The following is a 25,927-nucleotide window of genomic DNA, read 5'->3' as shown; positions in this document are numbered from 1 at the left end:
TCCGAGGATCGGCCGGCGGTCAGCTGGCCAGGATGTCGCGGACCATGGGGATCACCCGGGAGCCGTACAGCTCGACGGCCCGCATCCGGGCGCTCACGGGCTGCGCCCCGGCGGTGTAGATGAGGTCGAAGCGGCCGACACCGAGACCCTTGATGGCGCTGGCCATCCGGCGGGCGACCGTCTCCGGCGAGCCGATGTAGAGCGAGCCGTGCTCCACCTCCGAGTCGAACTCCTGGCGGCGGATCGGTGGCCAGCCGCGCAGCGCGCCGATCCGGTCCCGCATGACCCGGTAGTGCGGCCAGAACAGCTCCTTGGCCTGCTCGTCGGTGTCGGCGATGAAGCCGGGCGAGTGCATCCCGACCGGGTGCGCGGTGGTGCCGAGCTGGTCGGCGGCCCGCCGGTACAGGTCGATGTAGGGCGCGAAACGTTCCGGAGCGCCCCCGATGATGGCGAGCATGAGCGGCAGGCCGTACCGGGCGGTCCGTACCACCGACTGCGGTGAGCCGCCGACGCCCACCCAGGTGGTGAGGTGCCCCGACTCCGTCTTGGGAAAGACGTCGGCGTCGGTGAGCGGGGCGCGGGTGGTGCCGCTCCAGGTGACCGGCTGCTCGTCGAGCAGCTTCGCGAACAGCTCGATCCGCTCCTCGAACAGCACGTCGTAGTCGGCCAGGTCGTAGCCGAACAGCGGGAAGGACTCGGTGAACGAGCCCCGACCGAGGATGACCTCGGCCCGGCCGTTCGACAGTGCGTCGACCGTGGCGAAGCGCTGGAAGACGCGGACCGGGTCGTCCGAGCTCAGCACGGTGACGCCGGAGGAGAGCCGGATCCGCGAGGTACGGGTGGCGATGCCCGCCAGCACCGTTTCCGGCGTCGACACCGAGTACTCCGGTCGGTGGTGCTCGCCCAGGGCGATGACGTCGACGCCGAGGTCGTCGGCCAGTACCGCCTCGTCGACGACCTGCCGGATGGCGGTGGCGTGGGAGACGGGCCTGCCGGAGTCGTCCTCCGGTACGTCACCGAAGGTGTCGAGGCCGAACACGAGGTCAGACATTGGTGGGCTCCTTCGCCAACAGCTCCCGGACCCGTGGCGCGACCTCGCTGCCGAGCAGCTCGATGGTGCGCGCCCGCGCCTCGCGAGGCAGGTGCATGATGTCGTACTTCAGGTCGAACCGACTCAGCCGCAGGTCGCGGGCCATGGTTGCGATCTTGCGGGCCACCGTCTCGGGCGACCCCACGAACAGCGCTCCGTGGTCGATCTCGGCCTCGTAGCGCTTGCGGTCCGGCCGGTAGAAGCCGCGCTCCTCGGCGAGCCGCGCCACGGTCGGCTGCCAGTACCGCCACCACGTCTCGACGGCCTCCTCGTCGGTGTCCGCGACGAGGCCGAGCGAGTGCTGCCCGACCGGTTGCGCGGCCTGCCCGAACTGTTCGAGCGCCCGACGGTGGAGGTCGACGTGGCCGGCGAACCGCTGCGGGCGTCCACCGATGATCGCCAGCATGAGGGGGAGCCCGTACCGGGCAGCGCGGATCACCGAGTTGGGGCTTCCTCCGACGCCGATCCAGGTGGGGATTCCGCCCGGGCGCATCCGCGGATGGAGTCGTTGCGCGACCAGGGGGATGCGGACGGTTCCCGACCAGGTGACCGTCTCCTCCTGCTGGAGTCGGAGGAAGAGGTCCAGCTTCTCCTCGAACAACCGTTCGTAGTCCGCCAGGTCGTAGCCGAACAGGGGGAACGACTCGGTCGCCGACGCCCGTCCGAGGACCAGTTGGGCCCGGCCGTCGCTGACCGCGTCCAGGGTGGCGAACTCGTGGTAGAGCCGTACCGGGTCGTTCGTGCTGAGGACGGTGACCGAGGTGCCGAGCTTGATCCGTTCGGTCGCCGTGGCCATCGCCGCGAGCAGGACGGGGGTCGCCGAGTCGTTGTGTCCCTCCCGGTAGTGCTCGCCCAGGCTGAACACGTCGAGCCCGACCGACTCCGCGAGCCGGGCCTCGTACACCAGCAGTCGTACGGTCTCGGCGTCACTCAGGGTCCGGTCGCCGTCGGTGGCCACCTCGCCGAACGAGTTGAGCCCCAGTTCGAAGGCTGTGGCGGACATGTCTCCTCCTCGGCGTTCCTCGCCGTCGACACGCGGGAAGCGGCCTCCCCGGTTGACGTGTCAATCATGCTAACCTGCTGATTGACACGTCAATTCCCGGGAGGGTTCGATGGTCGACGCCACCGGAGAGCGGCGCAGGGGTCGCCAGCTGCCGACGGCGGAGGAGCTACGGATCTGGCGGGACTTCGTCGAGACGACGGAGGTGCTCACCTCCCGGGTCGGGTCGCGTCTCCAGGTCGACTCTTCCCTCTCGCCGGGTGACTACGCCGTCCTGCTCGCCCTCACCGAGGCGCCGGAGCGGCGGATGCGCTCCTCCGCCCTGGCCGCGCACATCGGGTGGGAGCGGAGTCGGCTTTCGCACCATCTGGGTCGGATGGAACGACGCGGGCTCATCCGTCGCGAGGAGCGCCGGACCGTCCCGCGCGGGGCGGAAGTGCTCCTCACCCCGACCGGGGCCGAGGCGTTCCAGCGGGCCACGTACCCGCACCTGCGTACCATCCGGGAGCTGTTCGTCGACGCGCTCACGCCGGACCAGCTCCGCGCGGCCGGCGACATCGCGCGGGCGCTGCGCCAGCACCTCGGGACGCACGACGACGATCGGTCGGCGCATGGAGGCCGGCACATCGGGTAACCGCCGGCGGCCGTCGAGCCCGACGAGCGCCGCGCAGCCCGAGGAGCACCGACATGTCGATCGCGGGGCGGGCACGACTCGCGCCGAACGTCTCCCTGGTGCTGCTGGCGTCGATCCTCGTCTCGTTCCTGGCCGCCTCGGCGGCCCCGACCCCGCTGTACGGGACCTACCAGGAGCGCTGGCACTTCTCGCCGGTCACGACCACCGTGGTGTTCGCGGTCTACGCGCTCGCGGTGCTCGCCTCGCTGCTCACCTTCGGCAAGCTCTCCGACCACGTCGGCCGGCGTCCGGTCCTGGCCGCCGCGATCGCCGTGCAGATCCTGTCGCTGCTGGTGTTCATCCTCGCCAACGGCGTACCCGCGCTGCTGGCCGCCCGCCTCGTGCAGGGGCTAGCAGCGGGTGCCGCCACGGGCGCCGTCGGCGCGGCCATGCTGGACATCGACCGTGCCCGCGGGACGCTGGCGAACTCGATCGCACCCGGCCTCGGCACCGGCAGCGGAGCGCTCCTGTCGGCGCTGTTCATCCGCTACCTGCCCGCGCCGACCCGCCTCGTGTACGTCGTCCTCGTCGTGGTCCTACTGATCCAGGCCGTCGGGGTCGCGCTGATGCCGGAGACCGTCACCCGGATGCCGGGCGCGCGGCGCAGCCTGCGACCGGAGATCAGGCTGCCGCGCTCGGTACGTGGGCCGGTCCTGGTGGTCGCTCCGGTGCTGTTCGCGGTCTGGGCGCTGGCCGGCTTCTTCGGCGCGCTCGGTCCGGCGCTCGTGCGTAGTCTCATGGACACGTCGATCGTGGTCGCCGGTCTGGTGCTCTTCGTCTTCGCGCTCTTCGGGTCGGTCGCCGTCCTGCTGTTGCGCGACACCGCCGCGCGGACGGTGATCCTGACCGGAATCGTCGCCCTCATCCTGGGCATGGTCGTCACGGTGGTCTCGGTCATGGCCGAGTCCGTACCCGGGTTCTTCGTCGGCCTCGCGCTCGGCGGGGTCGGCTTCGGCGGTGGGTTCCAGGGCAGCCTCAAGACGATCATGCCGCTGGTCGAGGCGCACGAACGCGCCAGCGTGCTGTCGCTGCTCTACGTCGTCTGCTACGTCGGTTTCGGCCTTCCCACCGTGATCGCCGGCTTCCTCGTGGTGTACGCCGGGGGTCTCCCGCGGACGGCCGACGAGTACTCCGTCGCGGTCATCCTGCTCGCGGTGGTCGCCCTGTTCGGGCTGCGCAGGGCGACGAGGGCGGCCGCGGCCTGATGCCCCGAACGCCGCATCTCGTCCGGGCGCAGGACGTAGCGTGGTCGTCGACGGTGGGACCGACAGCCAGGAGGTCGCGATGAGTCCGAAGACCGGCCCGGGCGACCAGGGCCTCGCGAGCCTCGACGTCAAGGTCGAGGTGATCGTCATCGGGGTGTCGGACGTCGACCGCGCGACGCGGTTCTACCAGCGGCTCGGGTGGCGACTCGACCGGACGCCGCCCGGGATCGTGCAGTTCACCCCGCACGGCTCCCCGTGCTCGGTGCAGTTCGGCGAGCAGTTTCCGTCGGCGACGCCGGGGTCGGCGACGGCGTACCTGGTCGTGTCGGACATCGAGGCCGCCCGCGACGCGGTGGCCTCCGCCGGCGTCGAGGTGAGCCCGGTCTTCCACGTCACCCCGGACGGGCCGGTCGACGGCCTCGACCCCGAGCGCCGCAGCTACGTCTCGCGCGCCACGTTCCGGGACCCGGACGGCAACACCTGGCTGATGCAGGAGATCACGACCCGCCTGCCCGGGCGCGTCGAGGGTGACCTGACGTCGTACCGGTCGTCGACCGACCTGGCGGACGCGCTGCGACGCGCGGCGGCCGCCCACGGCGCGCACGAGGAGCGCACCGGCCAGCGGGACGAGAACTGGCCCGACTGGTACGCGACGTACCTGGTGGCCGAGCAGTCGGGGGCGACGCTGCCCGAGTGAGGCACCCTCAGCCGCGCCGCCGGTCCATTGAGGCCGTCGCGGCGTGGCTGATGCATTCGTCGGATGTCTGGCCGATGCTGGCCCGTCCGAGGCGACCCGGGTGAACGCGCGTCCCCGGCGCGGTCTCGACCGGGCCGATTCTCGATCATCGCACGCCGTCGTACAGCGGCGATCCGCCAGCGATCGACCGTTGCCTATTGCGTGACGCCGGAGTAATCTTCCCGAAACACATCGGACGTTTGTTCGTCCAACGGGTCTGCCTACGACCTGCGCTGCACGGTCGGTGTCACCGCGCGGACCCACTATCGGGGGTCGTCGTTGTCGCGCTCGGGTGGCCGCACCGGTCACCGTTTTGGAGGATCGATGTCAGACCTGACCCGGCGGCAGGCCCTCAAGATCGGCGCGGCCGGCGCGGGTGGCGCCCTGCTGCCGCTGCCGTGGACGGCGACCGCCAACGCCGACTCCGTCGCGCCGCCGCAGGTGCTGGCCGCCAACGACCTCGCCCTCTGGTACGACGAGGGCGCCGGCACGGACTGGCTGCGGGCCCTGCCGATCGGCAACGGCCGGCTCGGTGCCATGGTGTTCGGCAACGTCGACACCGAACGGCTTCAGCTCAACGAGGACACGGTGTGGGCGGGCGGCCCGCACGACCCCAGCAACACCCGCGGCGCGGCAGCCCTGCCGGAGATCCGTCGGCTCGTCAACGCGAACCAGTGGACCCAGGCCCAGGACCTCATCAACCAGACCATGATGGGCAACCCGGGCGGGCAGTTGGCGTACCAGACCGTCGGCAACCTACGGCTCGCCTTCGGATCGGCCAGCGGGGCGTCCCAGCACAACCGCACGCTCGACCTCACCACCGCCACGGCCACCACGTCGTACGTCCTGAACGGCATCCGCTACTCGCGCGAGGTCTTCGCCAGCGCGCCGGACCAGGTCATCGCGATGCGTCTGACCGCCGACCGCAGCACCTCGATCAGCTTCACCGCCACCTTCGACAGCCCACAGCGTACGACGGTGTCCAGTCCGGACGGCACGACGATCGGCCTCGACGGCGTCTCCGGCAGCCAGGAGGGCGTCACCGGGCAGGTCCGCTTCCTCACCCTGGCCAACGCCACCGTCACCGGCGGCAGCGTGTCCAGCTCGGGCGGCACCCTGCGGGTCACCAGCGCCACCAGTGTCGTCCTGCTGATCTCGATCGGCTCCAGCTACGTCAACTACCGCAACGTCGGCGGCGACTACGCGGGCATCGCCCGGCAGCGCCTGAGCGCCGCCCGTGCCTACAGCTACGACCAGTTGCGCAGCCGGCACGTCGCCGACTACCAGGCGCTGTTCGGACGGGTGTCCCTGGACCTGGGTCGCACCTCCGCGGCCGACCAGACGACCGACGTGCGCATCGCCCAGCACAACAGCGTCAACGACCCGCAGTTCTCCGCGCTGCTCTTCCAGTTCGGGCGGTACCTGCTGATCTCGTCGTCGCGGCCCGGTACCCAGCCGGCGAACCTCCAGGGCATCTGGAACGACTCGCTGACCCCCTCCTGGGACTCGAAGTACACGATCAACGCCAACCTGCCGATGAACTACTGGCCCGCCAACACGACAAACCTGGCCGAGTGCCACAACCCGGTGTTCGACATGGTCCGGGAGCTCGCCGTCACCGGAGCGCGGACCGCCCAGGTGCAGTACGGCTCCAGCAGTGGCTGGGTCACCCACCACAACACCGACGCCTGGCGGGCCACCGCCGTCGTGGACGGCGCGTTCTGGGGCATGTGGCAGACCGGCGGCGCCTGGCTGTCCACGTTGATCTGGGACCACTACCTGTTCAACGGTGACATCGAGTTCCTGCGGACGAACTACCCGGCCATGAAGGGCGCCGCGCAGTTCTTCCTCAACACCCTCGTGACCGAGCCGACCCTCGGCTACCTGGTGACCAACCCGTCGAACTCACCGGAGCTGAGCCACCACTCGAACGCCAGCGTCTGCGCCGGGCCCACGATGGACAACCAGATCCTGCGGGACCTCTTCGACGGCGTCGCCCGGGCCAGCGAGATCCTCGACGTGGACAGCACCTTCCGGGCCCAGGTACGCGCCACCCGGGACCGGCTCCCCCCGATGAAGGTCGGCTCGCGCGGCAACATCATGGAGTGGCTCTACGACTGGGTGGAGACCGAGCCCAACCACCGGCACATCTCCCACCTGTACGGCCTCGCGCCCAGCAACCAGATCACCAAGCGCGGCACCCCGCAGCTGTTCGAGGCCGCCCGCCGTACGCTGGCGCTGCGCGGCGACGACGGCACCGGCTGGTCGCTGGCCTGGAAAATCAACTTCTGGGCGCGGATGGAGGAGGGCAAGCGGGCCCACGACCTGATCCGCTACCTCGCCACCACCGCCCGGCTCGCCCCGAACATGTTTGACCTGCACCCGCCCTTCCAGATCGACGGCAACTTCGGCGCCACCGCCGGCATCGCCGAGATGCTGCTCCAGAGCCACATCGGTGAGCTGCACATCCTGCCCGCGCTGCCGCCGGCCTGGCCCAGCGGCCGGGTGACCGGGCTGCGGGGCCGCGGTGGGCACACGGTCGGCATCACGTGGGCGAGCGGTGTCGCCACCGAGGTGCTGGTGCGACCGGACCGCGCCGGCACCGTCCGTCTGCGCTCGCGCTTCCTGACCGGCACCGTCAGCGTCGTCGACACCGCCGACGGCACGTCGCGCCAGGTCACCCGGGTCGAGTCCGACCTGGTCGAGGTCACCGTGCAGGCGGGACGCACCTACCGGGTCACCAGTACGGGCGTCGCCACGCCGACGTTGGAGCAGAGCTTCACCAACGCGGGCATCACCAACGACAGCAATACCAACGTCGGCAACTTCGACGGCAACGGGGCCACCCTGTCGGCGCAGGCCCTGGCGCAGGCGGGTGCGAGCCCGGGTGGCACGGTGAGCCGCAACGGGGTGAACTTCCGCTGGCCCAACGTCAGTCCCGGCACGGCCGACAACGCCATCGCCTCGGGCCAGACCATCGGCGTCAGCGGCACCGGCAGCACGCTCGGGTTCCTCCTGACCGGCACGTACGGGGCCGTGTCGGGCACCGGAACGGTGGTGTACGCGGACGGCACCCGCCAGACGTTCACCCTCAGCACGCCCGACTGGTACGGCGGCCCGGCGTCCGGCGCGACCGCCGCCATCGTGTCCGCCTACCAGAACCGGCCCAACAACGGTCGACAGGCCACGGCCGCGTGCATCTACTACGTGGGCGTCGCCCTGCAGAACAAGGCGGTGACCCAGGTCGTGCTGCCCAACATCAGCGCCCGGGCGGCGGCCAACGTGCCGACGATGCACGTCTTCGCCATCGCGATCGGGTCCTGACACCGGCTCGCGTCGCGCCGCCGGTGACGGCACGGTCACCGGCGGCGCGGCGTGATCAGTCCCGACTCGTACGCCCACACGACCAACTGGGCGCGATCACGGCAGTGCAACTTGGTCATGGCCCGGTTCACGTGCGTCTTGGCGGTCAACGGGCTGATCACCATGCGCTGGGCGATCTCGTCGTTGGTCAGCCCCCGGGCGACCAGTTCGACGATCTCCTGCTCCCGGGCGGTCAGCACGTCCCGACCCGCCGTCGGCACGGCCGGCGGTGGCCCCGCCACGAACTCGCTGATCAGCGTACGGGTCACGGCCGGCGCGAGCAGCGCGTCGCCACCGGCCACCACGGCGACGGCCTGCAACAGGTCGACGGGGTCGGCGTCCTTGAGGAGAAACCCGCTCGCGCCCGCGCGCAGGGCGGCGAAGACGTACGAGTCGAGCCCGTAGTTGGTGAGGATGAGGACGCGGGTGGCGGCGAGGTCGGGATCGGCGGCGATGCGCCGGGTCGCCTCGATCCCGTCGAGTCCGGGCGTCTGCACGTCCATCAGCACGACATCCGGGCGTAGACGTCGGGCGAGCTGTACGGCCGACGCGCCGTCGGTGGCCTCGCCCACGACCTCCAGGTCGTCCTCGGCGGCCAGCAGGGCCCGGAAGCCGGCCCGCATCAGCGCCTGGTCGTCGGCGAGCAGAACCCGGATCATCGGTGCGGCCGCCCGGTCATGCCGACTCGTCCAGCGGGAACGTGGCCCGCACCGTGAACCCGTGGTCGTCGTTGGCGGTGGCCGACAGTGTGCCGCCCAGCCCGGTGACCCGCTCGCGCATGCCGCGCAGTCCCACCCCGGGTGTCGGGGGACGGGCCGACGACGCCTGCCCGTCGTCGCTCACCGCGACGGTCAGCCCGGCCGGGGCGTAGTCGACGTGGACACGTGCGGTCGCGGGACCGGCGTGCCGGGCCACGTTGGTCAGGGCCTCCTGGACGACCCGGAAGCCGGCCTGGTCGACCTCGTCCGGCAGATGCCGTGGCCGGCCGGTGATGCTCACCTGGACCGGCACGCCGACCGCGCGGGTCCGTTCGGCGAGCTCGTCGACCCGGGCCAGCCCGACGCGATCGTCGTCGGGCGCGCGCAGGACGTCGAGGGTGGTGCGCAGTTCGCGCATCGCGGCGGCGCTGGCCTCCTGGATCGCCAGTAGCGTGGCCGAGGGCTCGTCGCCCTGCTTGCGGGCCAGGTGCACGGCGATCCCGGCCTGCACCTTGATCACCGAGATGCTGTGCGTCAGGGAGTCGTGCAGGTCGCGGGCGATGCGCAGCCGCTCCTCGCCGGCGCGCCGCAACGCCATCTCCTCGCGGGTGCGTTCGGCCTCGACGGCCCGCTGCTCGACCTGCTCCAGGTAGGCGCGGCGCTGCCGGCCGACCAGTCCGGCGACGTTCGCCGCCACGAACCATCCCAGCAGCAGGGCCGTCCGCTCGACGATCAACTGGTTGGGACGGTCGACCGGCGCCACCGAGACGTCGCGGGCCAGGAAGCCACCGAGGAAGGCGACGCTGGCCACAGCGGCCGCCGCCCGGTGCCCCCGCCAGGCGGTCACGTAGACGACGCCGAGGACGGGGAAGGCGGCGGACACCCCGGAGTGCACCCGGACGTGCAGGGCCAGCATGGCGACGGTCACCACGCCCAGCGCGAGCACCGGATGCCGCCGGCACACCCCGAGGGCCGCGGCCATGGCGAGGACCAGGACGACGTCGAGAGCCCCGACCGTCGCGGCGTCCGGCGCGAGCGCGGCGTTGCCGAGCAGGAAGCCGCCGAGGGTGAGGCCGCTGAGGACGTACGGCAGGTCGCGGCGCATGGTCGCACTGTAGAGCGATCGTCCTCGCGGGAGCATCCCGCACGCGCGGTAGTTCCGGCGTACCGCGACCGTGGTAGCTCGGCGGCGCGAAGTGTCTGCGCCGGCACGACGCCGTGGCGGGCCGTCGCCGCGAGCATCGAGCACATGACATACCGCTTCTTCACCCCCGTCCCCACGAGGGCGGCGACCGGACGCACCGCGGAGGTCTACCAGCAGCTCCGCGAGGACTTCCTCGGACCGTTGCCCACCTTCCAGGCGCTCTCGGTCGTGCCCGAGGTGCTGGCCGCGACCTGGTCGCTGCTGCGTGAGGCCCTGCTCGCCGGCGACACGTCCCGGGTCGACCGCGAACTCGTCGCGGCGGTGGTCTCCCGGGCCAACGGCTGTCAGTTCTGCCTCGACGCCCACGTGCTGCTGCTGCACGCCCTGGGCGAGCACGGGCTGGCCGAGGTCGTCGCGCGGGGCGGGACGCCGGCCGAGCCGGGGCACGCCGAACTCGCCCGCTGGGCCCAGGCCAGCCGCAGCCCCCGCACCGGCGACTGGACGAGCCCGTACGGCCCCGAGCTCACCGGCACCCTGCTCGCGTTCCACTTCGTCAACCGGGTCGTCTCGGCGCTGCTCGACCCCGACCTGCTCCCCGGCGGCCTGCAACGCGCCCCGCTGGTGCGCTCGGTCGGCGGCCGGCTGTACGCCAGGTCCGCCCGGGAGCAAAAGGCGCCCGGACGCAGCCTCGGGCTCCTGGACGCCAGCACGACGCCGTCGCCCGCCTGGGCGGGGGACAGCCCGGTGGGTGTCGCGTACGCGTCGTTGCGGGACGCGGCCACCCGGGGCGGCGAGCTGCTGGGGGACGTGGCCCGCCAGACCGTGACGGCCACCGTGCGCTGGGAGGACGGCCGGTTCCCGACCCGGCCCGCGGACTGGGCCGTCGACCTGGTCCGGGACGTGCCCGGTCGGGACCGGGTCGGCACGCGGATCGCGTTGCTGGCGGCGTTCGCGCCCAGCGCGGTCAGCCCGGGCGACGTCGCCCTGTGGCGGCTGTCGCACCCGGCCGACGCCGACCTCGTCCGGATCGTCGCCTTCGGGGCGATCACCGCCACCGACCACGTCGCCCGGGCGTTGACCTCGGCGCAGCTCTAGGAGTCCCGCATGCGAAAGGCATTCGTCGTCAGTAGCGGTCTGCTCCTCACCGCGTTCGCCCTCCAGTTCGTCTTCGCCGCCGTCGGCGGGTTCACCAAGCCGGCGGGGGACGACGCGTATGCCCTGCACAGCGTCAACGGCATGGCGGTCATCCCGATCCTCACCCTGCTCACCGTCCTGCTCGCCGCGCTGGCCCGGGCACCCGGTCGGCTCGTCGGGCTGGCGGTCCTCCCGCTGGGCCTGGTCGTCGTGCAGGCGCTGCTCGCCATGCTCGCCAACGCCGGCACCGACGCCGTCGGCGTCAGCACGCCGTTCGGCCTGATCATCGGCGGGCTGCACGCGGTCAACGGCATCGTCGCGGTGCACGTCGTGGTCGGCGTCATGCGGGGAGCACGCCGGCTGGCCGCCGGGACGCCGACGGGCGACGCGCCTGTGGTCGTACCCCAGAAAGAGCCGGCATGACCACCGCCTCGCTGCTCGCGGCGGACCTTCTGCTGGCGGTCCTGGCCGCCGCCGGATGGCTGGGCGGCGGGGTCGCGGCGGCCGCCCGGCGTCGGCCCCTCGCCCTCGCGCTGGCCGCCGTCGCGCTGCTCGCCACGCTCGCCCGCGCGACCACGGTGGTCGCGCTCGCCCGGGCCGGCTGGTGGTTCGCCGCGGAGAAGGTCGTCGTCGCCGCGCCGCTGTCGCTCGCGGCCCTCGCCGTCGCCGGGCCGCGACTGCTGCGGGCCGCGGGCGACATCCGGTCCGTCGCGGTGCCGCTCCTCTTCGCGGGGTACGCCCTGAGCGCCGCCCTGCTCGTCACGGTCCTGCACGGCTACCCGGTGTCGGCGTCGGCGGGGCTGCTCGCGGTCGCCGGGGTCGTCGCGGCGACGGCGGTCTCGTGGCGTCTGCTCGACGCGCGCCCGTCCCGGACGGTGTCCCGGGCGGCGGTCGCGGTGGCGGCCGCGGCGCTGCTGGCCGGCACCGGGTTGGCCGTCACCCCGGGCGCGGCGCCCGCCGCACCGCACGACCACGGGTACCCGCAGGCCCGGATCTCCGACGAACCCACCCGGCGGTTCACCCTGACCGCCGGCACCGCCACGGTGCGCGTCGGGGGCCACGACGTCGCGGCCTGGGCGTTCGACGCGCAGGTGCCCGGGCCGGAGTTGACCGCCACCGTCGGCGACGTGGTGGAGGTGACGCTGCGCAACCGGGACATCGGGCGGGGCGTCACCCTGCACTGGCACGGGTACGACGTGCCGAACAGTCAGGACGGGGTGCCCGGGGTGACGCAGCCGGCGGTGCTGCCGGGACAGGAGTTCGTCTACCGGTTCCGTGCCGACCAGGCCGGCACGTACTGGTACCACACCCACTCGGTGTCCGACGTCGGCGTGCGGATGGGCCTGTACGGCGTCCTCGTGGTGCGTCCCGCGCCGACGAGCGGCCTCGACGTGATCGTGCCGGTGCACACCCTCGCGGGTCGTCCGCTGCCGGACGCCCGGGTGGAGTCCGCCGAGGCCGGCGCTCCGGTGCGGCTGCGACTGATCAACACTGACAGCACGACCCACCGCTACGCCCTTGCCGGGACGGATTTCCAGGTCGCCGCGATCGACGGCCACGACCTGGCTGGGCCGACGCCGGTGCGGGACACCGCCGTGCTGATCCCGGCCGGAGGTCGCTACGACCTGGTGTTCAGCGCCCCGGCCACCCCGGTGGCGCTGTACGTCGACGGACGGCTGGTCTACTCGACCGGCGCGCTGTCGACGGCGACCGACGGATGGCCCGTACTGGACCCGCTCACCTACGGCCGACCGGCCCCGACGCCCTGGACCCGGTTCGGCAGGGAGTTCACCCTCGTCCTCGATCGCGGTCTCGACCTGCGCGGACTGCTACCGCGCTACGCCCACACCGTCAACGGGGCATCCGATCCGGACATCCCGCCGCAGGTCGTCCGGCCCGGCGACGTCGTCCGGTTCACGATCGTCAACCGGTCGCAGATCGTGCACCCGTGGCACCTGCACGGCCATCACGTGCTCGTGCTGTCCCGCGACCGGCGGCCGGCCACCGGAAGCCCGCTCTGGCTGGACTCGTTCGACGTCCGGCCCGGTGAGGTGTGGGAGGTGGCGTTCCGGGCCGACAACCCGGGAATGTGGGCCAACCACTGCCACAACCTGGGGCACGCCGACGCCGGGATGATGCTGCACCTCGTGTACTCCTGAGCGCCCGGGCAGGGGCCCGGCCCCCGTCGCGTGGCGGCGGGGGCCGGGACGTGGTGCGTCGGCGCGGGTCAGCTCGTACGACAGCTGACCGTCGGCCAGGTCCAGTTGCCGTTGGCCATGATCGTGATCCCGAAGTTGTTGCCGTTGCCGTTCGGTCGGGCGGTCACCGTCCCGCTGGTGCCGCTGACGGACGCGTTCCAACTGTTCTGGATGCTCTGACCGCCGTTGAGGTTGAGGCTGACGACCCAGTTGTTGGTGCCGCTGACCGCGACGTTCAGGTTGAAGCGGTCACCCCACTGCTGGCCCGCCGAGAGCGTCGCGCTGCAGTTGCCGCCTCCCGGGTTGCCGGTGGTGGGCCCGGAGGTCGGTCCGGAGGTCGGGTTGCCGCCGCTGCCCTCGGACACGGTGACGTCGGAGCTGCCGGCGCTCTGGTAACCCTCGGTCGCCATGATCTGGTACGCGTGGTTGGTGCCGAGGTTCAGGCCGGCGCGGGCCCAGGCGTCGAAGTGGTTGGCCGTGGTGATGGTGCCACTCGAGCGCTTGTTCTGGCGGACGCTCCAGTACTGGTAGAACGTCTGGTTGCCGTCGATCGACGGGGCGTTGGTCCGCAGGCTGCGCAGGATGTCGTAGGTGCCGCCGTCGGTGGTGACCGTGCCCAACCGGGTGGCGCCGTTGCTCGGGTTGTAGCTACCGAAGTTCTCCACGACGTAGTACTCGATGAGCGGGTTGCGCGTCCACCCGTACAGGGCGAGGTAGGTGTTGTTGTTCCCCGGGTTGTAGTTGGCCGAGTAGGTGATCGTCCGCCGCGACCCGGTGGCCCAGCCCTTGCCGCCGACCCAGTTGTTGGTGCTGCGGTCCCAGCTGCTGGAGTACCGGCCGTTCTCGCGCAGCGTCATGCTGGCGTTGCCACTGTCCTTCCAGAAGGAGAAGTAGTAGCCGTTGTGCGTGCCGGTCAGGTTCGACGTGAGCGTCCGGTCGGCCTCGGCGTACGCGCTGGTGGCCGTGACCGCGACCGTGCCCGTGACGGCCAGGACGACCGCACAGGCGGCGCCGAGGAGCAGCCGTATCCGGCCGCGCCTCGGTGCTGCGGTGGAAGTGTGGTCGGTGTCGATCATGTAGGTGTTTCCTCCTCGTCACGGCTGGCGCGGGGCCAGCGGTGCGCTACGACGCGGGAAGCTGTCGGTTGCTGGTGACGGCCACGGCGGCCGTAGCGCGTGGTGGTGGTTTGACCGGTTGTCCGCGCGACGACCGGAGGCGGCAGTCGTGGCGCGGGCGGTGACGGCGATTGAGTGTCGTCGATGGGGACGGTATTGAGCCGGTCGTCCACTTGTCAACATTTTCCGGAAGCTCGGCGGCGGCGATCATCCCACCGCCATGCTCGAAAGGGTGTGCATCTTTCGAGGTCAGTTATCGATCAGGGGTGGCGGCGGCGAGGGCGGTGGCGGCTCCGGCGGGAGGCATCATCCGACGAATGCCGGGCGGAACTTCCGGAGACTTTCCGGACCGTCGGATGGCCGCCGGCGGGTGAACCGGGGGTGAAAGGTGCGCCACGCCGACGCGCGGAAGGGTGAAAACTTGATTCGTTCCAAAAAAGTGAGCTAGTGTGCAGCGCGTGATGCCCGACCTCGAAGCGCAGCTGAGAGGGGTCTCGTTACGAGTGACGCGACCCCGGCTGGCCGTGCTCGCGGTGCTGCGGGATCACCCCCACGTCGACACCGACACGGTGATCGCGCTGGTCCGGGCGGACCACCCCGCCATCTCGCACCAGGCGGTGTACGACGTGCTGCGCGCGCTTACCGACGCCGGTCTGGTGCGGCGCATCCAGCCGGCCCGCGCGACCGCCCGCTACGAGTCGCGGGTGGGGGACAACCACCACCACGTCGTGTGCCGCTCCTGCGGCGCCATCGCCGACGTCGAGTGCGCCGTCGGCCACGCACCCTGTCTCACCGCCTCGAACGACCACGGCTTCGCGGTCGACGAGGCGGAGGTCGTCTACTGGGGCACCTGCCCCGGCTGCGCGGCCGACCGCACCTCCCAGCGATCCGCCAGTTCGGAAGGAAGTACATGAGCGACACCCAGGACAACGCCCCCGTCAGCGCGCAGGGCGTGGACCAGAAGGCCGCGGCCGGCTGCCCGGTCGCACACGACTCGGTGACCGCGCACGGCAGCGAGAGCGAGAACCCGGCGATCGACTCGCCGACCCCGAAGACCGGTGGTCGCCCGCGCACCAACCGGGACTGGTGGCCCAACCAGCTCGACCTGTCGGTGCTGCACGCCCACTCGGCCAAGGGCAACCCGCTCGGGCCGGACTTCAGCTACGCCAAGGAGTTCGCCAAGCTCGACGTCGAGGCTCTCAAGCGGGACATCACCGAGGTCCTCACCACCTCGCAGGACTGGTGGCCGGCCGACTTCGGCCACTACGGCGGCCTGATGATCCGCATGAGCTGGCACGCCGCGGGCACCTACCGCATCGAGGACGGCCGTGGCGGCGCCGGCGACGGTGGTCAGCGGTTCGCCCCGCTCAACAGCTGGCCGGACAACGCCAACCTGGACAAGGCCCGCCGCCTGCTGTGGCCGGTCAAGCAGAAGTACGGCCAGCAGATCTCCTGGGCCGACCTGCTGGTGCTCGCCGGTAACGTGGCCCTGGAGTCGATGGGGTTCAAGACGTTCGGCTTCGGCTTCGGCCGTGAGGACGTGTGGGAGCCCGAGGAGATCTTCTGGGGTCCGGAGGACACCTGGCTGGGCGACGAGCGCTACGTCTCCGAGAAGGAGATGGCGGCCGGCGTCGGTTCGACCGAGATGGGCCTCATCTACGTCAACCCGGAGGGTCCCAACGGCAACGCGGACCCGGCTGCGGCGGCGTACTTCATCCGTGAGACCTTCGGCCGGATGGCGATGAACGACGAGGAGACCGTCGCCCTCATCGCCGGTGGCCACACCTTCGGCAAGACCCACGGCGCCGGTGTCGCCGACAACCACGTGGGCCCGGAGCCCGAGGGCGCTCCGATCGAGGCGCAGGGCCTGGGCTGGCTCAGCACCCACGGCAGCGGCAAGGGTGCCGACACGATCACCAGCGGTCTCGAGGTGACGTGGACCGACGTGCCGACGCAGTGGAGCAACCGCTTCTTCGAGATCCTGTTCGGCTACGAGTGGGAGCTGACCACCAGCCCGGGTGGCGCGAAGCAGTGGGTCGCCAAGGACGCCGAGGAGATCATCCCGGACCCGTTCGACCCGTCGAAGAAGTACCGGCCGACGATGCTCACGACCGACCTGGCGCTGCGCGTCGACCCGGCGTACGAGAAGATCTCGCGCCGTTTCCTGGAGAACCCCGACCAGTTCGCGCTGGCCTTCGCCAAGGCCTGGTACAAGCTGCTGCACCGCGACATGGGTCCGATCGAGCGCTTCCTCGGGCCGTGGGTCGCCGAGCCGCAGCTGTGGCAGGACCCGGTGCCGGCCGTCGACCACGCGCTGGTGGGTGACGCCGACATCGCCGCCCTCAAGGCGAAGGTTCTCGGCTCGGGCCTCACGGTCGAGCAGCTGGTCTCCACCGCCTGGGCCTCCGCCGCGAGCTTCCGCAACACCGACAAGCGCGGTGGCGCCAACGGCGCGCGCATCTGCCTGGAGCCGCAGCGCAACTGGGAGGTCAACCAGCCCGAGCAGCTCGCGACGGTGCTGAGCGCGCTGGAGGGCATCCAGCAGGAGTTCAACGCCGCCGGTGGGGCGAAGATCTCGCTCGCCGACCTGATCGTGCTGGCCGGCTCGGCCGCCGTCGAGAAGGCGGCGCGTGACGGGGGCGTCGAGGTGACCGTGCCGTTCCGGCCGGGCCGCACCGACGCCACCCAGGAGCAGACCGACGTCGACTCCTTCCGGGTCCTCGAGCCGCGCGCGGACGGTTTCCGCAACTACCTGCGGCCCGGCGAGAAGACCCAGCCGGAGGTGCTGCTCATCGACCGTGCCTACATGCTGAACCTGAGCGCGCCGGAGATGACCGTCCTCGTCGGCGGCCTGCGCGCCCTCGGGAACAACGTCGGGGGTGCGTCGCACGGCGTCCTCACCGACCGGCCGGGCGTGCTCACCGGTGACTTCTTCACCAACCTGCTCTCCCCGGGCACCCGGTGGAAGGCGTCGGAGACCGACGAGCACGTGTACGAGATCCGCGACCTGGCCACGGACGAGGTGAAGTGGACCGCCACCGCGGTCGACCTCATCTTCGGCTCCAACTCCCAGCTGCGCGCCCTCGCCGAGGTCTACGCCAGCCAGGACGCGCGCGAGAAGTTCGTGCGTGACTTCGTGGCCGCCTGGACGAAGGTCATGGAGCTCGACCGGTTCGACATCGCCTGATCCCGCTTTCCCCGACGAGCCCCGGCCCACCGGCCGGGGCTCGTCCGCGTTTCCGCCAAGTCCGTAAAACCCACGATCCCCGCAACTCCCTGAATTCAGGGAGTTGCGGGGATCGCTAGAACCCGCAGCGGACCGATGGCGTCTATGCAGTACTGGTCAGGCCGCAGGGTAAGTCTTCGCCATGTCGACGAACGCCCGCCAAGCCGTCGGGCTGAAGACCAGCGCGGGACCTGCCTGGTCCTTCGAGTCCCGGACACCAACGACGCCGGGCAGGTTGTCGGAGACCTCCACGCAGTTGCCGCCGTTCGTTCCGGACTTCGTCGACTTACGCCAACGGGCGTGGGTCATGTCCATGTCTTCGCCGTTTCCTTGATCACGTCTCGGGAGGATCTACGCGGGAGGGCGTCGCGGAGGATCGCTTCCCACGTCTTTTGAAGCGTAACAATCTCGGCCGTGCCGCTGACGGTCTGAGACCGCACCTGGTAGTCCGTGTGCCCGACGGCAGAGCCATCCGGCATCGTGGCGATGATGAACCCGCCCTGTAGGCCAGGGTAGAGCCCGGCGTCGTCCGGCACGACATGAATGTGGACGTGTGGAAGCTCGGCGACCGCAGCGAGGTGCTCGACCTGTTTCCGCATCAGCGTGCGGTCGTCGTCCACCGTCCGGCGCAGAACTGCGACGTCGAGCACGATCATTACGTGGGGAGGATCGTCGCGGGTGAGGATTGCCTGCCGCTCCATTCGCGACCGTACCCGCTGCGATATCTGCTCGGTGGTCAGCAATCCGCTCGCTTGAAGCGTCGCCCGTGCGTACGCCTCGGTCTGTAACAGACCCGGCACGAAGGCCGGTTCGTACCAACGCAACGCCCGAGCTTGTTCCTCGAACTTGATCCACTCGCGAAGCCAGACCGGGGCCGTGTCGAGCGCCGCCAGCCGCGCTACCAACCGCGCGAACATGCCGCCGGTCGTCAGCGCCTTGTCGATTGCCGTCGCGTAGTCACTGGTCGGCGGGCGCGTGCCGGTTTCAACGGCGCTCACATGGGTGCCGGAGTAGCTGATGAGTCTGCCGAAGTCGTCTTGATTCAGTCCCCGTGCCATTCGGGCGTGGCGCAACTCGTCGAGCAGAATCTCGGCTGCGGTCATGCTCATGTCCCCAACTCCTCCCCACCTCTGTCCCTCGCGTCCCCCAAGTCCCCTCACCAGGGCAATCGTTGGCCGTCAGGGTCTCTCCAACGTGGTCGAACACCTTCCGACACTAGGCGGTCACGGAACAGAGTGTCACCAGACGGCGCGGCCGGTGGAGGACCCGAACCCGGCGGACGCGTTCGTACCCGGGGCCGCCCCTGTCCGGCGAGCAAAACACGGGGGCGGCCCCTCCGACGACAGCGCGAAGGAGGCACCGTGCGCTTCACGTTCTGGCGCAGCGAACCCGCTCCGGAAGTGCCTGTGCGTGGCCCTGCCCCGCGGCCTGCCCCGTGACTTCCGGCCTGGGTCACGTCGCACCCCGAGGCGTTCCGTGTAAACGAGATCGGGCGAAGAGGTCACCTGACCCCGGCGCAGGAGTTCCGGGCGAGCGGGGGTCGGAAGTGATATCTACGCAGGTTTCAGGTCCTGAGCGGGGACCGGTCGCGGACCGTCCGCGTCAGCACCGCCAGGGCCCGCCGCACACGCCGTTACGGCCGCACTGGGCGTGCCGCGCCGACGGACAGCCGTGGCCGTGCGCGACGGCGCGGCTCATGTTGAAGGCCGAGTACGAAAACTCAATGCCGAGCCTGTCGATCTACCTGGCCGGGCTGCTGTACGAGGCGATGCGCGACCTGTACCACTTGAACCCGCACGACGGGCCGAGCCCGCGAGCCCTGTTCGACCGGTTCGTGGGCTGGGGCCCGTTCCGTAAGCCCATCGTCGAGGCTCCGTGACAGCCGGACCGCCCGCCCTGGGATCTCTTTCCCGTGGGGAAGTGACCCGGGCGGGCCTTCTCTTGCCCTGACGAGCGGTGAACCCCTGAGACCGATGGCCGGGGCTCGTCCGCGTTCGGCGCGGACGGCGGTAACCGTCGCACGGGTTTGCGATGCTGTGCCCGTCTCTGGGCCCGACCGCACCTCATGCAAAGGAGCACCGCGATGGCGAAGGTCATCTCCACGCTGTTCATCTCGGCCGACGGCGTCGCCGAGATCGACCCCGACTGGCACTTCCCGTACTTCGACGAGAACATGGGCCGCGCCGTCACCGAGGATTACGACACGTCCGACGTGTTGCTCATCGCCCGGCCGACCTATGACAGCTTCGCCGGGGCCTGGCCCGACCGGGAGGCCGCGGGCGGCGAGGACGCCGGGTTCGCCAAGCAGCTCGGTGACATCCGCAAGGTCGTCGTCTCCCGCCAGCCGCTGGACTTCTCCTGGCGCAACTCCGAGCTCATCGCCGGGGATCTCCCCGAGGCCGTCGCCGCGCTCAAGGCCGATCCCGGGATCAAGGGCATCCTCATCCCCGGGTCGATCTCGGTCGTCCAGCAGCTGCTCGCCGCCGGACTGGTCGACGAGTTGCGTCTGCTGGTGCACCCGGTGGCGGCGCGCAAGGGTCGTCGACTCTTCGACGACGGGGACACGCCGTACCACCTGCGGGTCATCGCGAGTGAGACGTTCCCGAACGGCGTGCTCCGCGTGATCTACGCGCCGACCGCGGCGCCCGGCGCGGTCGGGTACGACGAGGTCGTGGACCAGGTGCCCGCCGGCAACTGAGTCGGGCCGGCCCCGCCGCCGTGGGCGACGGGGCCGGCACGATCTGGTCGGAACGGCTCGCAGTCGCTCAGGCGATCGCGCAGGTCGCGCCGTTGAGCGTGAACGAACTCGGCCGGGCGGTGTTGCCGGTGTGCGTGGCCTGGAAGCCGACGGTCACCGATCCGTTCGGCGGGATGCTGGCGTTGTAGGAGGCGTTGCGGGCCGTCACCTGACCGGACGTGGGGGAGTAGGTCGCGTTCCAGCCCGAGGTGATGCTCTGGCCGCCGGGCAGGGTGAAGACGAGCGACCAGCCGTTGACGGCACTGGTTCCGGTGTTGGTGATGGTGATGTTCTCGGTCAGTCCGTTGTTCCAGGCGTTGATCGCGACGCCCACCCGGCACGCGCCCGAACTCGGCGGCGGCGTCGTCGGGTTCGGCGGCGGCGTGGTCGGGTTGGGCGGCGGAGTCGTCGGGTTCGGGGGCGGGGTGGTCGGGTTGGGCGGCGGGGTGGTCGGGTTCGGCGGCGGGGTGGTCGGGTTCGGCGGGGCGGTCAGCCCGAAGAACGCGACGGCGGCGGCGGCCATGCCGCCAGAAGGCAGGCTGTGGCCCGCGCCCTGGATGCTGTACGCCTCGATCTGGACCGTTCCGTTGGCGTCGGCGTACCGGCGGCGGTTCCAGTTGGTCTGCGGCGTGTCGGTGGAGGTGGGTGTCTGGCTGAGCCCGAACACGTTGGTCCACTGCTCGATAGTCTCCTGCAACAGCGAGAACGGAACGAGCGTGTCGCTGGTGCCGTGCCACAACTGCACCCGGGGACGGGGACCCGCGTAACCGGGGTACGCCGCGCGCACCGCGTCACCCCACTGCTGCGGGGTCCGGTTCATGTTCCCGCCGGTGCACTGGCTGCTTCCGGGTGGGTAGTCCGCCGCGTTGGCGAAGCAGTTGAAGGGGACACCCATGAACGCCGCGCCGGCCTTGAAGACGTCCGGGTACAGGGCCAGCATGTGGTTGGTCATCATGCCGCCGGACGAGCTGCCGGTGGCGTACACCCGGTCGGGGTCACCGCTGTACTGCTGCTGGGCGTAGCGGATCATCGAGATGATCGACACCGGGTCGCTGCCGCCGCCACGGCGCTTGGCGGCGTCCGACCAGGTGTCGAAGCAGTTGCCGAAGCCGGCCTGCTGGGTCGCCGACGGGTAGATCACGATGAACCCGTACCGGTCGGCCTGGGCGGCGAACTCGCTCCCGGAGTAGAAGCCGGGGCCCGACCCCCCGCAGCCGTGCATGGCCACGACGATCGCCGGCCTGGCCGGACGGGTGTCCGGCACGTAGATGTGCATGCGCATCCGGCCCGGGTTGTCGCCGAACGCGGTCACCTCGGTGAGCGAGGCGGCGTACGCGGGTTGGAGCGCGGGGGCCACCAGGCCGGCCGCCACCAGTGACGTGACCAGGCCGAGCAGCAGTTTCCTTCGGATCTTCACGGGGATGACTCCTTCGATCACCTGTGCGGGGTGGGTGTGGGGGGTCGCGCGCTGTGCGGTCACGGGTGCGCCCGACTCCCCGTGGTGATCGCGCCTCGCCCACTACGTGTGCTCGCCCTGTGCCCGGCTGCGTACGGCGTCGCGTAGCAGATAGTGTTCCTCGCGGTCGCCGAAGTGTCAATCGATGCATCTCGATCAGAGCGCGATGGTGCCGACACCGCCGTCCGGGCGGTCCGTCTACAGTCGGTGCACCGTCCCTGAGTCGAGCCGGGAGCGCCTGTGGCAAACCCCTTCACGATCGAGGAGATCTATCCCGACGAGGGGGACGAGCCGCCGCGACTGCCCCGACGGCAGGCCGGCAGTTCCCCGCAGGACCTCGCGGTGACCCTGCTGGCCGACTACACGCTGCGGACCCGGGCGCGGGTCCCGTCCGCGGCCCTCGTCGCGCTGCTCGCCGAGTCCGGTGTGAGTACGGCCGGCGCGCGCGCCGCGATCAGTCGGTTGGCCCGTCGCGGTGTGCTGGAGGGCAGCCGGGAGGGTCGACGCAGCTCCTACCGGCTCAGCCGGGCCGCCGCCGCGAACCTGTCCAGCGGCGGGAGTTGGATCCTGGCCGCGACCACCGAGGTGGTCGCGTGGGACGGCTGCTGGACCATCGTCGCCTTCTCCCTGCCCCAGGACCGTGGCGCGCAGCGGCGGGCCCTGCGCGGCCAGCTCCGTTGGCTCGGGTACGCGCCCCTGTACGACGGGCTGTGGATCTCGCCGTACGAGCTGAGCCCACCGGGCAGAGCCCAGCTCGCCCGGTTCACCCCGGGTGCCGTCACGGTGTTCCGTGGACGGCAGGCCGACCTCGACGCCATCGCCCAGCGCTCTCCGATCGACGCCTGGGACATCGAGGCGATCAGCCGGCACTACGAGGAGTTCCTCCGACGGTGGACGCCCCTGGTGCCGGCGGTGCGGGCCGAAGGCGTCGACGGCGCGACGGCCGTGCGGACGCGTACCGAGGTCATGGACACCTTCCGCCGATTTCCCACCCTCGACCCGCGGCTGCCCCTGGACCTGCTGCCGGCCGGATGGCTCAGGCGGCCGGCGCGGGAACTCTTCGAGACCATCTACGACGGCCTTGCCGCACCCGCCGAGCGGCACGTCCGAGCGGTCGTCGCCCGGTTCGCCGAGGAGGCGCAGTCCGGCATCCGGGCGCACACCGCCGCCGACATCCTCGCCGGGGTACGCGGCGCCGAGACGGCCGACGACGCCCAGGGCTGCGCCTCCTGAGCGCGGAGTCGGCGGGCACCCGCCCCGCCGTCGACGTGTGTACCTTGTGGAGGACGCGCAGCGAGGGGGAGGCCGGATGAGCTCGCACGGCGGACACCCCGCGGCCACCGACCGGATCGACACGTCGGTCGCGCACCCGGCGCGCAGGTACAACTATCTGCTGGGCGGCAAGGACAACTTCGCCGCCGACCGGGCGTCCGGCGACGCGCTCGCGGCGGCGATGCCCACCATCCGGCTCGCCGCGGTCGAGAATCGGATGTTCCTGCAACGCGCGGTGCGCTTCCTGGCTGAGCGCGGCGTCCGGCAGTTCCTGGACATCGGGACCGGCATCCCGACCGCCGACAACACCCACGAGGTCGCGCAGGCCGTCGACCCGTCGGCTCGTGTCGTCTACGTCGACAACGACCCGATCGTCCTCGCCCACGCCCGTGCGCTGTTGTCCAGTGCGCCCGAGGGGCGGACGGCGTACCTCGACGCCGACCTTCGTGCGCCGGCCGAGATCCTCGCGCACCCCGACCTGCGCGCGACGTTGGACCTGACCCGGCCCGTCGCGCTGATGCTGGTGGCCATCCTGCACTTCGTCCGCGACGACGAGGGCCCCAAGGCCATCCTCGATCGGCTCGTCGCCGCGCTGCCGTCCGGCAGCTACGTGGTCGCCTCGCACGTGACCTGGGAACATCTGCCGCCCGCGGTCACCGCCGAGCTGGCCGCCAACAACCGCGACGGCCGCTTCCAGGCGCGCAGCACCGAGCAGTTCGCGGCCCTGTTGGACGGGCTGGACCTCGTCGAGCCGGGCATCGTCTCGGTGGCGCGGTGGCACGCCGACGACGCGCCGCAGCCACGTCCGTCCGTGCAGGACGTGTCGTTCAACGGCGCGGTCGCCCGCGTCCGCTGACGACAACCGTCACCGTCGCCGACGGGACGACCCGATCAGCGGGTCTTCTTCGTCGGCCGCTTCCGGGGCGGGGTCAGCAGGTCGGCGATCGCCGCGATCGCCGAGGGCACGATGCGGTAGTACGCCCAGACGCCGCGCTTCTCCCGCTCGATCAGACCGGCCTCGGTGAGGATCCGCAGGTGATGGCTCACGGTCGGCTGCGAGAGGTTGAGCGGCGCGGTGAGGTCGGTGACCGAGGCCTCGCCGTCCGGGGCGGCCTGGATCAGGCTGAGCAGGCGCAGTCGGGCCGGATCGGCGAACGCCTTCAGCACCCCCGCGAGCCGTTCGGCGTCGGCGCGTTTGATCGGCTCACCGGCAAGTGGCGAGATGGCAGGCATGGCGGTATTGGCAGTTCCCACGACAGTCATCGTTCCACCAACGGACGGATCCGAGCGGCCGAACCGGACAAATCATCGGTTCGATGATGTGCTTCTCGCAACACCACCCCCTGCCGCACGCCCACGGTCAGCTCCCCGCCGGCGCCGGCGAGACGGGCGTGGCGCCGGGACGCCGACGCCGGGACACCACGCCCGCGACCACGTCGACGACCAGAAAGGCGAGCAGGCTGAGGCCGAACAGGGGTAGGGCCCAACCCACCGCCACGGTCACCGCCGCGCCGAGCAGCACCGCCCACCGGGGCAGCCGACGTACGCCTCCACGGGCCGGCGGCGCGCCCACGAGCGCGCGGCGGTCGGCGCGGGTCGGCCGACGCTGCCACCACATCCGGTAACCCCAGACGACGACGCAGAGCAGCCCCAGGGCGAGCGCGGCGAGCAGGATCTGGTTGACCGGGCCGAAGAGCACACCCATGTGGGCCTGGATGCCGAGACCGCTCAGCTTGGCCAGCAGGGGCCAGTCGGCGAAGTCGCTCCGGGCGGTGATCGTCGCGCTGGTGGGGTCGACGGCGACCCGGTCCTTCGCGACCGGCCAGGTGTTGTCGATCTGCGTGACGGTCCACGCGGTGCCCGGCTCCGCCGGGGTCATCTCGACCGGGCCGGAGAGGTCGGCCGTACGGGCAGCCGTCAGGACCCGGTCGAAGGCCGCCGGGTCGACGACCCCTTCCGCCGGCGCGTCGCCGTGGTGGTGACCGCCGCCGGTCTCGGCCGGAACGGCCGTGAGGCTGGTGGAGATCTCGGGCGAGCGCGCGTCGAGGGCGTCGAGGCCGGCGCCGAAGTTGGCTCCGGCGTACCGGGACCAGGTCAGGCCGGTCACCGAGAGGAACAGCAGACCGACGACCAGCCAGACACCGGTCGTGGCGTGCCACCCCCGGGTACGGCGGACACCCCTGCCGGTGGACAGGTTCGGCACGAACAGGTGTCGGGCGGCGGACCGGGAGGCCCTGCGTCGTCGCCACCACAGGAGCAGACCGCCGAGGGCCAGCACCCAGAGCCAACTCGCCGCCAGCTCCGAGTAGTGCCGGCCGACCGCGCCCAGGTGCAGGTTGCGGTGCAGGTCGTCCAGCCAGGTGGTGGCCGGCGTGGAGCCGAACCAGGTGGTGAGCTGGCCCCGGACCTCGGCGGTGTACGGGTCGACGTAGACGGTGTGCACCTTCTCGCCGAGCTCGGGCAGGGAGAACGCCACCCGGGTGGTCCGGTCGCCGTCTCCGGGCTGGACGGTGGCGATGGTCCCGGTGGGGTGCGCGGCGCGGGCGGCGGCGACCTGGTCGGCGAGGGGGAGGGGACGGTCACCGCGCGCGCCCACGGTCAACCGGTCGCCGTAGAGCGCGCCGTCCACCTGGGGCGCGACCGTGTAGGCGAGCCCGGTCAGCGCGGCGACCACGAGGAACGGCGCGACGAGGATGCCGGCGTAGAAGTGCAGCCGGACCAGCAGCGCGCCGAACGGCGAGCTGCGCCGGCTCGGCGGGATCGAGGGTTCCGCCGGGGTGGATTCCTCCGGCGTGGGCGGGCCGGTCAGCTCGGTCAGTGACATGTCTGGTAGTCGCGACATCGGCCCGTGTGGTTCCCGCCACTTTCCGGATCGGCCGC

General features: G+C 71.3%; 23 protein-coding genes. 13 read left to right on the top strand and 10 right to left on the bottom strand.

Annotated elements, in window-relative coordinates; genetic code table 11:
• Positions 1 to 19 precede the first annotated feature (19 nt).
• On the bottom strand, positions 20 to 1,051 hold the full coding sequence (locus ACQPZK_RS18460) for an LLM class flavin-dependent oxidoreductase (RefSeq protein WP_433534171.1): 1,032 nt from the start codon (positions 1,049 to 1,051) through the stop codon (positions 20 to 22).
• The gene (locus ACQPZK_RS18455; RefSeq protein WP_433534170.1) at positions 1,044 to 2,093 is read right to left on the bottom strand and encodes an LLM class flavin-dependent oxidoreductase; all 1,050 of its coding nucleotides are present in this window, start codon (positions 2,091 to 2,093) and stop codon (positions 1,044 to 1,046) included. Before ACQPZK_RS18455 ends, ACQPZK_RS18460 begins: the two co-directional genes overlap by 8 nt.
• A gap of 109 nt (positions 2,094 to 2,202) precedes the next feature.
• Between ACQPZK_RS18455 and ACQPZK_RS18450 the strand changes: the two genes are divergently transcribed.
• From ACQPZK_RS18450 to ACQPZK_RS18435, 4 genes are all read left to right on the top strand, one after another.
• Entirely contained in the window at positions 2,203 to 2,724 is a 522-nt protein-coding gene (locus tag ACQPZK_RS18450) for a MarR family winged helix-turn-helix transcriptional regulator (protein ID WP_433534169.1), read from the top strand.
• Positions 2,725 to 2,777: 53 nt separating this feature from the next.
• Positions 2,778 to 3,968 (top strand): MFS transporter, encoded by a 1,191-nt coding sequence (locus ACQPZK_RS18445; RefSeq protein ID WP_433534168.1) that lies wholly within the window; start codon positions 2,778 to 2,780, stop codon positions 3,966 to 3,968.
• Positions 3,969 to 4,047: 79 nt separating this feature from the next.
• Positions 4,048 to 4,665 carry a VOC family protein gene (locus ACQPZK_RS18440; RefSeq protein WP_433534167.1) on the top strand — a complete coding sequence of 206 codons (618 nt, stop codon included), beginning with the start codon at positions 4,048 to 4,050 and terminating at the stop codon, positions 4,663 to 4,665.
• Between the two features lie 363 nt (positions 4,666 to 5,028).
• Complete coding sequence (locus tag ACQPZK_RS18435) at positions 5,029 to 8,028, top strand: glycoside hydrolase family 95 protein (RefSeq protein ID WP_433534166.1); 3,000 nt, start codon at positions 5,029 to 5,031, stop codon at positions 8,026 to 8,028.
• A gap of 35 nt (positions 8,029 to 8,063) precedes the next feature.
• Here the strand turns inward: ACQPZK_RS18435 and ACQPZK_RS18430 are convergent, their stop codons facing one another.
• Both ACQPZK_RS18430 and ACQPZK_RS18425 read right to left on the bottom strand, forming a co-directional pair.
• Positions 8,064 to 8,726 carry a response regulator gene (locus tag ACQPZK_RS18430; protein WP_433534165.1) on the bottom strand — a complete coding sequence of 221 codons (663 nt, stop codon included), beginning with the start codon at positions 8,724 to 8,726 and terminating at the stop codon, positions 8,064 to 8,066.
• A gap of 16 nt (positions 8,727 to 8,742) precedes the next feature.
• On the bottom strand, positions 8,743 to 9,870 hold the full coding sequence (locus ACQPZK_RS18425; protein WP_433534164.1) for a sensor histidine kinase: 1,128 nt from the start codon (positions 9,868 to 9,870) through the stop codon (positions 8,743 to 8,745).
• Between the two features lie 144 nt (positions 9,871 to 10,014).
• On the opposite strand from ACQPZK_RS18425, the gene ACQPZK_RS18420 reads away from it, so the two are divergent.
• From ACQPZK_RS18420 to ACQPZK_RS18410, 3 genes are read left to right on the top strand one after another with little or no spacing between them, the layout of a single operon-like run.
• Entirely contained in the window at positions 10,015 to 11,004 is a 990-nt protein-coding gene (locus ACQPZK_RS18420) for a carboxymuconolactone decarboxylase family protein (protein WP_433534163.1), read from the top strand.
• A 9-nt stretch (positions 11,005 to 11,013) separates the two neighbouring features.
• Complete coding sequence (locus ACQPZK_RS18415) at positions 11,014 to 11,466, top strand: DUF6220 domain-containing protein (protein WP_433534162.1); 453 nt, start codon at positions 11,014 to 11,016, stop codon at positions 11,464 to 11,466.
• On the top strand, positions 11,463 to 13,202 hold the full coding sequence (locus ACQPZK_RS18410; protein WP_433534161.1) for a multicopper oxidase family protein: 1,740 nt from the start codon (positions 11,463 to 11,465) through the stop codon (positions 13,200 to 13,202). The genes ACQPZK_RS18415 and ACQPZK_RS18410 overlap by 4 nt, the downstream gene beginning before the upstream one ends.
• A 68-nt stretch (positions 13,203 to 13,270) precedes the next feature.
• Here ACQPZK_RS18410 and ACQPZK_RS18405 read toward each other — a convergent pair whose 3' ends face one another.
• On the bottom strand, positions 13,271 to 14,317 hold the full coding sequence (locus tag ACQPZK_RS18405; protein ID WP_433534160.1) for a glycoside hydrolase family 11 protein: 1,047 nt from the start codon (positions 14,315 to 14,317) through the stop codon (positions 13,271 to 13,273).
• A gap of 500 nt (positions 14,318 to 14,817) precedes the next feature.
• On the opposite strand from ACQPZK_RS18405, the gene ACQPZK_RS18400 reads away from it, so the two are divergent.
• Both ACQPZK_RS18400 and katG read left to right on the top strand, forming a co-directional pair.
• A complete protein-coding gene (locus tag ACQPZK_RS18400; RefSeq protein ID WP_433534159.1) occupies positions 14,818 to 15,270 on the top strand; it encodes a Fur family transcriptional regulator in 453 nt (150 codons plus the stop codon).
• Complete coding sequence (gene katG, locus ACQPZK_RS18395; RefSeq protein ID WP_433534158.1) at positions 15,267 to 17,543, top strand: catalase/peroxidase HPI; 2,277 nt, start codon at positions 15,267 to 15,269, stop codon at positions 17,541 to 17,543. Before ACQPZK_RS18400 ends, katG begins: the two co-directional genes overlap by 4 nt.
• 156 nt (positions 17,544 to 17,699) lie before the next feature.
• On the opposite strand, the gene ACQPZK_RS18390 is transcribed toward katG, so the two are convergent.
• Together ACQPZK_RS18390 and ACQPZK_RS18385 are read right to left on the bottom strand one after the other, a co-directional pair.
• Complete coding sequence (locus tag ACQPZK_RS18390) at positions 17,700 to 17,897, bottom strand: DUF397 domain-containing protein (protein ID WP_433534157.1); 198 nt, start codon at positions 17,895 to 17,897, stop codon at positions 17,700 to 17,702.
• On the bottom strand, positions 17,888 to 18,691 hold the full coding sequence (locus ACQPZK_RS18385) for a helix-turn-helix domain-containing protein (protein WP_433534156.1): 804 nt from the start codon (positions 18,689 to 18,691) through the stop codon (positions 17,888 to 17,890). Before ACQPZK_RS18385 ends, ACQPZK_RS18390 begins: the two co-directional genes overlap by 10 nt.
• Before the next feature lie 440 nt (positions 18,692 to 19,131).
• Between ACQPZK_RS18385 and ACQPZK_RS18380 the strand changes: the two genes are divergently transcribed.
• Complete coding sequence (locus tag ACQPZK_RS18380; protein WP_433539246.1) at positions 19,132 to 19,461, top strand: hypothetical protein; 330 nt, start codon at positions 19,132 to 19,134, stop codon at positions 19,459 to 19,461.
• A gap of 204 nt (positions 19,462 to 19,665) precedes the next feature.
• Positions 19,666 to 20,280: a dihydrofolate reductase family protein gene (locus ACQPZK_RS18375; RefSeq protein ID WP_433534155.1), complete on the top strand. Its 615-nt coding sequence runs from the start codon at positions 19,666 to 19,668 to the stop codon at positions 20,278 to 20,280.
• A 67-nt stretch (positions 20,281 to 20,347) separates the two neighbouring features.
• On the opposite strand, the gene ACQPZK_RS18370 is transcribed toward ACQPZK_RS18375, so the two are convergent.
• Positions 20,348 to 21,736 (bottom strand): extracellular catalytic domain type 1 short-chain-length polyhydroxyalkanoate depolymerase, encoded by a 1,389-nt coding sequence (locus ACQPZK_RS18370; RefSeq protein ID WP_433534154.1) that lies wholly within the window; start codon positions 21,734 to 21,736, stop codon positions 20,348 to 20,350.
• Positions 21,737 to 22,015: 279 nt separating this feature from the next.
• Between ACQPZK_RS18370 and ACQPZK_RS18365 the strand changes: the two genes are divergently transcribed.
• Positions 22,016 to 23,008: a PaaX family transcriptional regulator gene (locus ACQPZK_RS18365; protein ID WP_433534153.1), complete on the top strand. Its 993-nt coding sequence runs from the start codon at positions 22,016 to 22,018 to the stop codon at positions 23,006 to 23,008.
• Between the two features lie 76 nt (positions 23,009 to 23,084).
• Positions 23,085 to 23,903: an SAM-dependent methyltransferase gene (locus ACQPZK_RS18360; protein ID WP_433534152.1), complete on the top strand. Its 819-nt coding sequence runs from the start codon at positions 23,085 to 23,087 to the stop codon at positions 23,901 to 23,903.
• A 35-nt stretch (positions 23,904 to 23,938) separates the two neighbouring features.
• Here ACQPZK_RS18360 and ACQPZK_RS18355 read toward each other — a convergent pair whose 3' ends face one another.
• Positions 23,939 to 24,310 (bottom strand): ArsR/SmtB family transcription factor, encoded by a 372-nt coding sequence (locus tag ACQPZK_RS18355; protein ID WP_396803249.1) that lies wholly within the window; start codon positions 24,308 to 24,310, stop codon positions 23,939 to 23,941.
• Positions 24,311 to 24,407: 97 nt separating this feature from the next.
• Positions 24,408 to 25,871 carry a PepSY-associated TM helix domain-containing protein gene (locus ACQPZK_RS18350; protein WP_433534151.1) on the bottom strand — a complete coding sequence of 488 codons (1,464 nt, stop codon included), beginning with the start codon at positions 25,869 to 25,871 and terminating at the stop codon, positions 24,408 to 24,410.
• Between the last annotated feature and the right edge of the window lie 56 nt (positions 25,872 to 25,927).

This window comes from Micromonospora sp. CA-249363 (genome assembly GCF_050950185.1).
In the GTDB taxonomy this organism is placed as follows: Bacteria; Actinomycetota; Actinomycetes; order Mycobacteriales; family Micromonosporaceae; genus Micromonospora.
This window is presented reverse-complemented; position numbering and strand designations above follow the sequence as displayed.